Below are 12,904 nucleotides of genomic sequence, written 5' to 3' on the forward strand. Positions count from 1 at the left end.
CTATAGCGCTTTGACCAAACGCCAGGTGACGATTTGGCCGTTCACTTCCGGCAGGAGGTCGTTGTGCATGAAGGTCTGCCTGCCTTGAGAAGGATCCTCTTCGCAGATCCAGATGCCGGGCCATGGGCAGGGTGAGCCGGAGAGCATGCGCAGGAAGTGCCGTTCGTTTGTTTTGACGTTGCCTGCCTCGTCGATTACGGCCTTGATTTCCTGCGGCGTATCGAAGCGGCGCAGCCAGAGGTTGCTGGTCAGCGGATTGAAGCGAATCTCGCCGGCGATGGAGCCGTAGTGGAGTGATCCGATGTCTTGCACGCGCAATGAACGGATGGCGTTGTTGACCTTTACGTAAAGTTCGGGAGTGGGGTCTGTCTCGGCTTTGCCGAGTGCTGGCCAATCACCGGCGCGGATGGCGGTGCCCCATTCGTAGGGGAGAAGGGCGATGCGTTCGTCGTTGAGCTTGGTCTTCAGTTCTTCCGGCGTGCCCAGCGTGGCAATCCAGTGGTGGGCGAGGAAGGTGTACCAGTTGAGATTGGAATAGCCGTCGCGCCATGCTTCGTTTCCCGTGGGGGTGCAGAGGTCAACGCCTCTGTACGCCCAGGCTGTTTCGTACTCGATGGTCTGGTAGTCCCCCCAGTTGTGGCATTCCTGAATACCTAGTCCGGCAGCGCCGTGGAGTGGGCGGAGCAACGAGCAGCATTTCAGCAAGAAGCCCTCAAACCGGGCTTTCCCGTCACCATGGATTTCTTCCGCAGGCAGGTAGAACCGGACAGTGGTAAATGTTTTGTGAATCTGTTCGAACCAGCCTTCTGGAGAAAAGACGCCAAACATGTAATCACTGGCATGCCCCAGACTTAGTTGAGACATGCACTTGAACTCGACGGCGTTCATTGGGGAGGTCTTCAAAACGTAGTCCCGATAGGCGTCAAAGTTCATCTTGGAGAAGGGGCGAATTATCATCCGCTTGTCTTCTCTGTATCCCCCCTTCAACTTATCGCCATAGAGGTCGTGGTAAAGGGAGAAAGCGTCCGCAATGCCTTTGCGACGAACTGGGATATACGCGTCGATAAGATGAAAGACCGCAACAATTCCCACCTGCTGCACTGGAAGGGTTTTGTCGTCTTCATCCATGAAGGTGAAGAACCAGCGCTCGGCGTCGAACGCCCTAAAGAAATCGGTCATTGTTTTGTCTCCGGCGCATCGGGCCAGAACAGATACAGTTGCTCCGTGCGCGGTTGATGACGTTGGCTGGCCTCCCACACTTGGTAGGCCTTCCATTGGCGTTGAAGTTCAGGAGACAGTACAGGCTCGGAGCTCCCGTCATCCGACTTCGCATAGGCCACTGTCGCTCCTGCCGTTCCCGTCCCGCCTGTGAAACGCGCCCAGGAAAGAAGGCGGCCGTAATGCACGACTCGAGGTCCGGCGCGCGCCGCCAAGGTTGTTCCGGATACTGCGGCGCTGCCTCCAGCAACGGTGGCCATGCCAGCGCCGATGCCCGTGGCGCCTACGATGACGAACGGTCCCACAAGCGACATTTCAATCTGTCCGCGAGCCCGTGCCGCCTGTGCGGCTGCCTCTCGCATGCCTGGACTGGCGCTCATAACAGGGGTTCCAGGCGGAGGCGGCCTGACTTCAAGAACCTGCCGGGCCGCCTGATGCTCGGCGTCAATCAGGCCAACGACCAAACCGTGCGGATCGGCCGAAGCTCGCAGGGGAAGGGACATGACCTGCGATACAGGTTTGTAGACGGGTTCTTGCTGCGCAGCGGTCATCCACTCGCGACGCTGACGCCTGTCCGCTCTGTCACAACGGTCATTGTTCAGCAATCGAAACTTGAGTCTGTCGCCCGCGATTCTCTCGTAGGCCTTCTGCTGTCTATCCGAAAGCGCGTCGCCGCCGAACTTCATTTCAATTACGCTGGTGAGATTAGGTTGGCTGTATTGCGGCGCTCCCCCCATCGTGTGATCGGTGACTCTCACAACATCGGGAATTCGCAAGTTCCCCAAATTCTCCGACTCGACATCCTGCCAAATCCCTTTTTCGACGTTTGAAGGTGAAGGCACCGGAACCATCTCCTCCAACTCATGCAGACTCAACAGGTCCACCACCACCTCAACACTGCTGTACTGAGGAAACTGCCGGCTGCTGATCCGCTTGTATTGAGACAACGGAAAAGAACTCGGCCGATGCGGATGTTTCCTGCTCATGATCGGCGCCGGTGGCGTCTTCGTCATGTCGTAGCCGACTTCGGCGCAGTAAGGCCAGCGATACTCAAAGAGCTCGTTGTCCGCCCGGATCATCAGCGCGACCGTGCGTTGATACATGGGCGCTTCGTCGCTGGCACGCCGATACGGATTGGCGCTGGCATAGCGCGCCTTTTCGCACAGGTACCAAAGGTCAAGCGGGTTGGTCACGGGCAGCACCTGACCTGATGCGTCAGGTTTGGTCGAGCCTCGGGTGCTGCCCCCGGGATTCTTCGGCCCGGTACGTACATGCTGGGTGGCCATGGTTAAGCCTTTCTCCTCGATGGGGTTGCGGGTGACTTGGGCAGCGCTATGCTTGTCGGTACGCTGACGCACAGACGAGAAGCTGACCCGCTACAACGCTTTGATCAGACGCCAGGTAACTACCTGCCCGTTCACTTCCGGCAAGAGATCGTTGTGCATGAAGGTCTGCCTGCCTTGAGAAGGATCCTCTTCGCAGATCCAGATGCCGGGCCATGGGCAGGGTGAGCCGGAGAGCATGCGCAGGAAGTGCCGTTCGTTTGTTTTGACGTTGCCTGCCTCGTCGATTACGGCCGTGATTTCCTGCGGCGTATCGAAGCGACGCAGCCAGAGGTTGCTGGTCAGCGGGTTGAAGCGAACCTCGCCGGCGATGGAGCCGTAGTGGAGTGATCCGATGTCTTGCACCCGCAATGAGCGGATGGCGTTGTTGACCTTTACGTAGAGTTCGGGAGTCGGGTCTGTCTCGGCTTTGCCGAGTGCTGGCCAATCACCAGCGCGGATGGCCGTGCCCCATTCGTAGGGGAGTAGGGCGATGCGTTCGTCGTTGAGCTTGGTCTTCAGTTCTTCCGGCGTGCCCAACGTGGCAATCCAGTGGTGGGCAAGGAAGGTGTACCAGTTGAGATTCTGGTAGCCCTGGCGCAAGTTTTTCTCTCCGGTCGGTCCGCAGACGTCTACCCCTCGGTATGCCCAGGCCGTTTCGTGTTCAAGGGTCTGGTAGTCCTCCCAATCGTGGCATTCCTGAATCCCGAGTCCGGCCGCGCCATGAAGAGGACGAAGCAATGCACAGCACTGCAACAAGAAAGCCTCGAACCGTGCTTTCCCTTCTCCCGCAAGCTCTTCTACGGGCAAATACGCCCTTACCGTGGTGAGAGGTTTGTGAACTTGCTCATACCATCCGGCAGGAGAATAGACCCCAAACATATAGTCACTGACATGGCCGAGACTTAACTTGGACATACATTTGAACTCGACGACTCCCATGGGACTCGTGTCCACGATGTAGTCTCGATAGGCCTCAAAGTCCATTTTGGCGAAGGGCCGGACGATCATGCGCTTATCTTCGCGATAACCGCCCTTGAGTTTGTCGCCATAGAGCTCGTAGTAGAGCGAGAATGCCTCCGCGATGCCTTTGCGGCGAACCGGTAGATAGGCGTCAACGAGATGGAAGATGGCAACGATGCCGACTTGTTGGACCAGTAGTGTGTTGTCGTCCTCATCCGCAAAGGTGAAGTACCAGCGTTCGGCATCGAACTCTTTGAAGAAATCGGTCATTTTTTTGTCTCCGGGGCGTCGGGCCAGAACAGATACAGCTGTTCCGTGCGCGGCTGGTATCTTTGGCTGGCTTCCCATTCCTGATAGGCCTGCCATTGGCGTTGAACTTCGGGAGTCAGTACTGGCGCTGAGCTTCCGTCTCCAGATCGTGCGTAGGCCATAGTGGCTCCAGCTGAACCAGTTCCTCCGATGAGACGGCCCCAGCCGACAAGGCGGCCGTAGTGAACCATTCTTGGGCCGGCGCTTGCAGTCAGCGTTGAACTGGGAATCGCTGCACTGCCTCCAGCAACCGTTGCCATGCCGGCGCTGATGGCTGCCGCGCCTACAAATAAGAACGGGGCGGCAAGCGATATTTCGATTTGCGCTCGCGCCTGAGCGGCCCGCCGATTGGCCTCTCGAATGTCGGGGCCGGCGCTCATCACAGGGGTTCCCGGAGGCGGCGGACCGACTTCAAGGATGTGCCGTGCAGCTTGGTGTTCGGCATCAATCAGCCCAACGACCAACCTGTGAGGATCCGCCGAAGCTCTCAATGGGAGCGACATGACCTGTGATACGGGCTTGTAGACCGGTTCGTTTTGGGTAGCGGTCATCCATTCGCGACGCTGGCGTTTGTCGGCTCTGTTGCATCGATCCGTATGAAGCAAGCGGAACTTATCGCTGGTGCCAGCAATATCTCGGTATGCTCTTCTTTGGTCATCAGAGAGCGAGTCGTTCCCAAACTTCATTTCGATCACACCGGCCAGATTCGGCTGACTATATTGAGGCGCACCTCCCATCGTGTGGTTGACGACCCGAACAACGTCGGGAATACGCATCGGGCTTGTCGGCGGTTTCTGAATATCCTGCCAAATTCCGTTTTCGACAGCTGGAGGTAACGGCACCGGAATTATTTGCTCTAGCTCCTCCAGCCCCAACAGGTCCACCACCACCTCAACACTGCTGTACTGAGGAAACTGCCGGCTGCTGATCCGCTTGTATTGAGACAACGGAAAAGAACTCGGCCGATGCGGATGCTTCCTGCTCATGATCGGCGCCGGTGGCGTCTTCGTCATGTCGTAGCCGACTTCGGCGCAGTAAGGCCAGCGATACTCAAAGAGCTCGTTATCCGCCCGGATCATCAGTGCCACCGTGCGTTGATACATGGGCGCTTCGTCGCTGGCACGCCGGTACGGATTAGCGCTGGCATAGCGCGCCTTCTCGCACAGGTACCAAAGGTCAAGCGGGTTGGTCACGGGCAGCACCTGGCCCGATGCGTCAGGTTTGGTCGAGCCTCGGGTGCTGCCCCCGGGATTCTTCGGCCCGGTACGTACATGCTGGGTGGGCATGGTTAAGCCTTTCTCCTTGATGGAGTTGTGGATGAGTTTGGCAGGGCTATGCTTGTCGGTACGCTGACGCACAGACGAGAAGCTGACCCGCTAAAACGCTTTGACCAGACGCCAGGTAACTACCTGCCCGTTCACTTCCGGCAAGAGGTCGTTGTGCATGAACGTCTTCCTTCCCTGTGACGGATCCTCCTCGCAGATCCAGATGCCAGGCCATGGACAAGGTGTGCCCGAGGGCATGCGGAGGAAGTGACGTTCGTCTGCTTTGACGTTGCCCGCCTCGTCGATTACGGCCTTGATTTCCTGCGGCGTATCGAAGCGGCGCAGCCAGAGATTGCTGGTCAGCGGATTGAAGCGAACCTCGCCGGCGATAGAACCGTAGTGGAGCGAGCCGATGTCCTGCACGCGCAATGAACGGATGGCGTTGTTGACCTTTACGTAGAGTTCGGGAGTGGGGTCTGTCTCGGCTTTGCCGAGTGCTGGCCAATCACCGGCGCGGATGGCGGTGCCCCATTCGTAGGGGAGGAGCTCGATGCGATGGTCATTGAGCTTGCTCTTCAACTCCTCGGGTGTGCCCAGGGTGGCGATCCAGTGATGGGCCAGGAAGGTGTACCAGTTGAGATTCTTGTAGCCCTCGCGCAGGTTTTTCTTACCAGTCGGTCCGCAAACATCTACCGCTCTGTATGCCCAAGCTGTCTCGTGTCCCAGGGTCTGGTAGTCCTCCCAATCGTGGCATTCCTGAATCCCAAGCCCGGCCGCGCCATGGAGAGGACGAAGCAACGCGCAACACTTCAACAGGAAACTCTCGAACCGAGCTCTCCCTTCCGCCGCGAGCTCTACTACAGGTAGGTAAAACCGTACCGTGGTAAGGGATTTATGAACTTGTTCATACCAGCCGGCGGGAGAGAAAACACCAAACATGTAGTCACTTGCATGCCCCAAGCTAAGCCGGGACATGCAATCGAACTCAACGGTGTCCATTGGGCTTGTATCGACGATGTAGTCTCGATAAGCGTCAAAACCCATCTTGGAGAAGGGGCGAACGATCATGCGCTTGTCTGCACGATATCCGCCCTTGAGATTTTGGCCATAAAGTTCATGGTAGAGAGCGAACGCCTCTGCGATGCCCTTGCGGCGAACCGGCAGATAGGCGTCAACAAGATGAAAGATGGCAACGATTCCCACTTGTTGGACGATGAGCGTGTTGTCCTCCTCATCGCCAAAAGTGAAATACCAGCGTTCGGCATCGAACTCTTTGAAGAAATCGCTCATTGTGTTGTCTCCGGCAAATCGGCCCAGAACAGATACAGCTGTTCCGTGCGTGGTTGATCGCGTTGGCTGGCGTCCCACTGCTGGTAGGCTTCCCAATGCCGTTGACGTTCCGGAGATGGCGCGGGCGCGGAGCTTCCGTCTTCTGATTGGGCATAGGCCACAGTCGCTCCTGCTGCGCCGGTTCCTCCGGTGATACGGCCCCACGTAATAAGGCGGTCGTATTGCACGACGCGTGAGCCGGCGCGTGCGGTTAGCGCCGAACCCGCGATGGCGGAACTGCCCCTTGCGATGGCGGTCATGCCGGCGCCGACACCAGCGGCGCCCATAAGAACGAAGGGGCCAGCAAGCGAAATTTCAATTTGTGCGCGCACCTGTGCGGCGTGCCCGTCAGCCTCTCGCATCTCTGGGCCGGCGCTTATTACGGGAGTGCCTCGCGGTGGCTTAACCTCCAGCACTTGCCGGGCGGCCTGATGCTCCGCATCGATCAAGCCGACAACGAGGCTGTGTGGATCGGCCGAAGCGCGCAAGGGGAGAGACATGACCTGCGACACGGGCTTATAGACGGGCTCGTGCTGCGCCGCGCTCATCCAATCGCGACGCTGACGCCTGTCGGCTTTGTTGCACCTTTCGGTTTGGAGAAGGCGAAATTTTTCGCTATGGCCCGCGATGTACTCGTAAGCGAACTTCTGTTCTTTTGTAAGCGAGTCCGCTCCAAACTTCATTTCAATAACGCTGGCCAGATTCGCCTGGCTGTATTGAGGCGCTCCCCCCAACGCATGGTTGTTGACCCTAATGACATCCGGAATTCGCAACGGGCTTTTCTGCATTACCTGAATATCCTGCCAAATCCCATTCTCGACATCTGGCGGCAACGGCACGGGAATCATCTCCTCTAGCTCGTCCAGCCCCAACAGGTCCACCACCACCTCAACACTGCTGTACTGCGGAAATTGCCGGCTGGTGATCCGCTTGTATTGAGACAGCGGAAAGGAACTCGGCCGATGCGGATGTTTCCTGCTCATGATCGGCGCCGGCGGCGTCTTCGTCATGTCGTAGCCGACTTCGGCGCAGTACGGCCAGCGATACTCAAAGAGCTCGTTATCCGCCCGGATCATCAGGGCCACCGTGCGTTGATACATGGGCGCGCCATCGCCTGAGCGCCTGTACGGATTAGCGCTGGCATAGCGCGCCTTCTCGCACAGATACCAAAGGTCGAGAGGATTGGTCACGAGCAGCACCTGACCCGAAGCGTCAGGTCTGGTGGATCCTCTGGTGCTGCCCCCGGGATTCTTCGGCCCGGGTCGTGCAGTTTGGTTGGCCATGATTCAGCCTGGCTCCTAGTTGGGATTGCGAAGAAAATCCAGCGAATAGCTGCCACCGCCATCCCAATAGCTGGCGTCCAGATGCAAGAGATCGTCAGGGTCCGGTATTGCCGAAGCCTCCAGCGGTTCTCTTGCGTCGCTGGTGATGACCTGCGTACGGCCTTGCGCGTCGGTCCGTCCGCGCACGATGTCGCCGCTGGCGCGGACGATCTCGTAGGCGTGATCCGGCAGAGCTTTGTTCGTGCTGGCGTCGCGCAGCACGAAGAACTCTTCAAACGGCCCGGGCCGGCCAGAGAATTGGCCCAGCGTGGGCACCATCGTTCCCGGTCCGGTCAAGTTATGGTCCGTTGCCTTGACGGTGAAGACGCCGGGCATGCCCATCTCGATGTTGCCGCCCGCCATCTTGATATAGGCGCCGCCGCACAACAGAGTGATGTGTTCTTCGGCGGACACCGTGACATGGTTGTTGTTGGCGCGAACCTCCACGCTCTTGTCGGCATCGATACGGATGGCGTTGTGTTGCGCCTGCAAGAGCAGCTGGCCGGTATGCGCGATGTGGCGCATGTCTCCCCGTTGCGCAAACGTGCCCAGGCCATTGCCGGCGTTGACGACCACGCGTTCACCGGCTGTCAGTTGCAGGTTTGCGTGGGCGACGGCATCCAGATGCTCGCCCGCGCCCAACGCGATGGAGAGGGGCGTTCCGGCCGCGATGCCGGCGGGGGCGGAGAGCGCCATGACAGGCGCCGCGCCTTCGCCTGTGCCGCGGGTCTGGTCGTTGGCGCCATGGCCCAGGTCTCGCACCAATGCGGTCAGGTCCCGGCGGGGCTCGGCGTCGTGCGGGGCTCCTTGATGTTCACTGGCGTAGTTGCCCAGGCTGCGGGTAAGTTGTAGCGCGGCCTCCAGGACGGCCACGATTTCGTCGCGGTCGAGTTGGCCGCCCTGGGCGTTGGCTTGCGCTTCCGTGGTCAACAGCAGGCCTTGCGCTGCGCGCAGCGTCCCGTGCAAGTCGGTGCGTAGTTCGAAGCCTTCGCCGCGCGGCGCGCCGCCACTCGGACGCGGATGGGTGAGGTAACCCAGGTGCAGGTGACTTGCGCCATGATCGTTCATCAGGGCGGCGCTGATTTGGGATGGCGTGTCATCCAGGCGCAGTTCGCTGGCCCGCTTGCCCGTGTGCTCCTTGCTCTTGACGGTTGCGAGGTCTTTGAACTTGGGAAGTTCGTATGGCGGCAACTGCAGGCGGTTGTAGACGCGGCCGGTGATCACGGGCTGGTCCGGATCGCCGTCGAAGTACGAGACGATGACTTCCTGGCCGACGCGTGGAATGGCCATGTGCCCCCAGGTGGCGCCGGCGATGTTCTGGGAGACACGAATCCAGCAGGAGCTGAACCCATCATGTTTGCCCACGCGGTCCCAGGGAAACTGGACCTTCACGCGTCCATATTCGTCGGTATGGATTTCTTCGTTGGGTGGACCAACCACCACGGCGTTCTGCGGGCCATCGATGCGAGGCCGGGGCAGCGGCTCGGCGCGCCATTCGGCATCGTCCGGCACCAGTTCGGCTTCGTAGCGGTAATGCGTACCCGACTGCGCCTCAGCGCTTTCCTCGGCCTGGCTGGTGTGCTGCCTGCCCCGGTGGACGATGCGTACGGGGCGCCAGCCGCGATTCATGTCTTCGCGTGGATGACCGGCCAGCGTGAATGAAATGCCCGGCTGCAAGCGGGGATCGTCGCCTTCGACCAGCGCAATGCGCGCATCACGGCGATGGCCGCGCAGGCGGTTCTCGGCAAAGGGCTTGCCGGCTTCGTCGAACTTGGCGCGCGCCGGATAGTCGTAGCGCTCGTAGCGGCGGCCCTGGTGGTTTAGGTCTTGCCCGTCGCGGCTGTGCTGGTGCGCGTATTGCGGATGGTGGAAGGTGTAGTCGCGCTGCGTCTGGCGCGCGGTGCGCACGTATTCGGTGTACGCGAAGCGGCACAGAGCGGGCTGCGGCTGATCCCCGCCGGGTGTGGGGTTGTACTGGACCGGTTCATCGCCCACGCGGCCATGGATGAACAGGCGGTCGCTGTGGACCAGGCGATGGCCTTCGGGGCTGTGGCGGAAGGAATAGAAGAAGCCTTCCTCGCGCATGATGCGCTCGACGAAGTGGTAGTCGGTGTCGCCGGCCTGCACGCAGTATTCGCGGGCCTGGTGCTCGGTGGTGTTGCGCTGCTCGTAGTCTTGAGTCAGACCATGCGCTTTGAGCACCGTTTCGGCGATCTGCGGGACCGTGACGGCCTGAAAGATGCGCCAGTCGGCACTGAGTTTCAGGCGCGCCAGCCGCGGCTCGACGACTGCGCGATAGCGGGTGCGGCGAAAGCCTGTGTCGCCCTGGACAAATGAAGACACGGCGCCATGCACGTACCGCGCCGGGGTGTCGCCATGCCAGAGAGTGAGCAGCGCGGCGCGATCCAGCACCTGGGCGAAGTCGATGGCGGCGTTGCTGCTGGCCAGTTCCACTTCAAGCAGGAAGGTCTCGGACAGGCCTTCTTGCAGGGTGAATTCGACGACCTCAAAAGATTCGTCGCCGACGGAGAACGTGAAGCGAAGATCGGATTGGATAGGTATGACGTGCTCCCGCAACGACAGACCTTTCCCTGCAACGGTGAGCGTCAGGTCCGCCTATAGGCAAGCGTCCGCCGCAATCGGAGAATTGCAATGGACTCGCATGGCATGCGCTTCCATTTCGTCATACCGGCCAATTTCTGGGTATCGAACCGTTCTTATATTTGTCGGCAAGGGCGCTGAAAACGCGCGGGAACAGCCGGGCGCGATGGTGTCGGCCCGGATCTGCAACGTGGCATTGCATGAGGCGTGTTCGGCGCGGACGTGCTGTCCCTCGCGCAACGCTATCTTGCGCCGCCCCGGTGCTCGATGGTCGACAGCATCTCCAGCAACACGTCCATATCCACCGGCTTGACCAGATGCGCGTCGAATCCGGCTTCCATCGAGGCTCGGCGGTCTTCTTCCTGCCCCCAACCACTAAGCGCGAGTATCGTTGCGCGCTGGCCCCAGTCCAGGGTGCGGATGTGGCGGCAGGCCTCGTGGCCGTTCATGCCGGGCATGCCGATGTCCATGAGGATCACTTGCGGCCTGACCTGCTCGCCCACGGTGATGGCTTCTTCGCCATCGTACGCAGCGGTGACGTCGTGGCCTTCAATAGCGAGCACCGCAACCAGGGACTCGACCGCATCGCGGTTGTCATCGACAACGAGCACCTTGCTTGCCGCCGGCGACAGCGCACTGGCGGGTAGTTGCGACGCCACCTCCTGAATGTCGGTGACCGGCAGCCGCACGACGAATGCGCTGCCTTTGCCTTGACCGTCGCTGTGCGCGCGCACCGTGCCGCCGTGCATCTCGACCAGGCGTTTGACGAGCATCAGGCCGATGCCCAGTCCGCCCTGCGCGCGTTCCAGCGTTCGGTCGACCTGCGTGAACATCTCGAAGATACGGTCGAGCTGATCCGGCGGAATGCCCGACCCGTTGTCGCGGACCGTGATGTCGACGCTGTCCTTGCCGGGCTCGACGAAGAGTTCGATGTCACCGCCGGGTGGCGTGTATTTGGCCGCGTTGGACAGGAGGTTGCCGAAGACCTGTGTCAGGCGTTCGGCGTCGCCGTGCAGCATGATCTGCGCGTCGGGCTGCACCAGTCTCAGCCGGTGGCCGTGCTGTTCCAAAGCCGGCTTGCACGACTCGACGGCATGCTGCAGAACCGAGTCGAGCGTGAGGGCGGTCAGCCGAAGTTCCAGCTTGCCGCGATTGATGCGGTTGACGTCGAGCAGGTCGTCGACCAGCCTGACCAGCTGGCGCAGCTGGCGGTCCATCACTTCGCGGGCGCGCGCCGTCATGCCGGGGTCGCGTTCGGCGCGCTTCAGCACTTCCAGCATGTTGCGCAGCGCGGCCAGCGGATTGCGCAGCTCGTGGGCCAGCACGGCCAGGAACTCATCCTTGTGCCGCCGTTCGCGCGCCAGTTCGGACTCCGCGATATGGCGTTCCAGCAGTTCGGCGGCCTGCCGCGCCAGCAGGTCGATGTAGCGCAAGGCTTCGGGTGTGGGGCCGCCGGGCCAGCGGTAATGGTTGTTCAGCATGCCCAGCAGTTGGCCGCTGCGGCTGAGCAGCGGCGTGCATTGGATCGACCGGATGTTGTCTTCCATGACGATCTCAAGCCCCAGCGTGCCTTGCAGATCCGTCAGTTGCTCGACATCGGGCACGACCAGCCGTTCCAGGTGCTGGGCGGCTTCGGCGCAGCTTGCGACCCAGCCGTCTTCGGCGAAGTGTTCGACCAGGCGCGCGCTCAGGCCCTGGTGCACGGCGATGCGCAGCGTGTTCTTTGCCGGATCGTAGATCTGGATGTTGCCCTTTTCCGTTCCGGAGATGTCGGCGGCGGCGGCCAGGATCTTCTTGAGCAGCGGTTCGAATTCGCCGGGGCCGACCAGTTCGGCGCTCAGTGCCTGCAACCGGGATAGCGCGTTGACCTCGTTGCGCAGATCTGCCGCGGCGCGGTCGCGTTCCACGACGATGCTGGTTGCCAGCGCACCGAACTCGGCGACGCGCTGTTCCCACGGCGTGCAATGACGCACCTGCGGCAGGCAGAGCAAAAACCAGCCGACCGGCGTGCCGTCGGGCGCCATCGCGGCGCGCGCGTGGCAGGCGTGGATGCCGTTGTCGCGGCAGATGGTGCGCCAGGACTCGGCCCACGTCGTCGACTGCTCGATGTCTTCGCTCTCGACGGGATTGCCCCGCCGGATTGCCGGATCATCCGTCGCAAAGAGCGCATCGTGGATCGGCAGGCCGCGCAGGGGGCAGGCGATCGAGGCGGGGAGATGGGTGGAATAGGCGTCGCCGACGGTGACGCGATCGGAGCCGGTCAACAGGACGCATGCCCGGCTGCCGGGCGCCAGGCGGCAGACGGCTTCGGTAAGCGCTTCCAGGCATGACCCCGTTGGGGCCCCCGAAGCGACAAGGAGCAGAAGCTGCCGCTGTTCTTGGTCCAGGGCAGCTTGGCTCGCGGAATCTGGCGGCTCGTGGGTCAAGTGCATCTCCTCTTCTTGCGACGCCTTGGCGGCGGCCGTCCCCCGGCAGGACGGGGGATTGAAACGAGGCGCTCAAGGCAAGGGCCAAGGCGCCTCAGAGGCTTCAAATAATTGCACGAATCGCGCAGAAGGAATGTTGCAATTTGTCC

General features: G+C 60.9%; 8 protein-coding genes. All 8 read right to left on the reverse strand.

The window, feature by feature from the left end:
- A complete protein-coding gene (locus MHZ91_RS00070; RefSeq protein ID WP_239211211.1) occupies nucleotides 1-1,179 on the reverse strand; it encodes a type VI immunity family protein in 1,179 nt (392 codons plus the stop codon).
- Nucleotides 1,176-2,504 (reverse strand): VRR-NUC domain-containing protein, encoded by a 1,329-nt coding sequence (locus MHZ91_RS00075; protein ID WP_239211212.1) that lies wholly within the window; start codon nucleotides 2,502-2,504, stop codon nucleotides 1,176-1,178. Before MHZ91_RS00075 ends, MHZ91_RS00070 begins: the two co-directional genes overlap by 4 nt.
- Nucleotides 2,505-2,594: 90 nt before the next feature.
- A complete protein-coding gene (locus MHZ91_RS00080) occupies nucleotides 2,595-3,773 on the reverse strand; it encodes a type VI immunity family protein (RefSeq protein ID WP_239211213.1) in 1,179 nt (392 codons plus the stop codon).
- Nucleotides 3,770-5,005 (reverse strand): VRR-NUC domain-containing protein, encoded by a 1,236-nt coding sequence (locus MHZ91_RS00085; RefSeq protein WP_239211219.1) that lies wholly within the window; start codon nucleotides 5,003-5,005, stop codon nucleotides 3,770-3,772. Before MHZ91_RS00085 ends, MHZ91_RS00080 begins: the two co-directional genes overlap by 4 nt.
- A 183-nt stretch (nucleotides 5,006-5,188) precedes the next feature.
- Nucleotides 5,189-6,367, reverse strand: a complete 1,179-nt coding sequence (locus MHZ91_RS00090; RefSeq protein ID WP_239211222.1) for a type VI immunity family protein — start codon at nucleotides 6,365-6,367, stop codon at nucleotides 5,189-5,191.
- A complete protein-coding gene (locus tag MHZ91_RS00095; protein WP_239211224.1) occupies nucleotides 6,364-7,596 on the reverse strand; it encodes a hypothetical protein in 1,233 nt (410 codons plus the stop codon). The genes MHZ91_RS00090 and MHZ91_RS00095 overlap by 4 nt, the downstream gene beginning before the upstream one ends.
- 108 nt (nucleotides 7,597-7,704) lie before the next feature.
- A complete protein-coding gene (locus MHZ91_RS00100; protein WP_239211227.1) occupies nucleotides 7,705-10,305 on the reverse strand; it encodes a type VI secretion system Vgr family protein in 2,601 nt (866 codons plus the stop codon).
- A 266-nt stretch (nucleotides 10,306-10,571) separates the two neighbouring features.
- Nucleotides 10,572-12,593 (reverse strand): ATP-binding protein, encoded by a 2,022-nt coding sequence (locus tag MHZ91_RS00105; protein ID WP_239211229.1) that lies wholly within the window; start codon nucleotides 12,591-12,593, stop codon nucleotides 10,572-10,574.
- Nucleotides 12,594-12,904 lie beyond the last annotated feature (311 nt).

Source organism: Achromobacter sp. ACRQX, assembly GCF_022346505.1.
GTDB classification, from domain to species: Bacteria; Pseudomonadota; Gammaproteobacteria; order Burkholderiales; family Burkholderiaceae_B; genus Achromobacter; species Achromobacter animicus.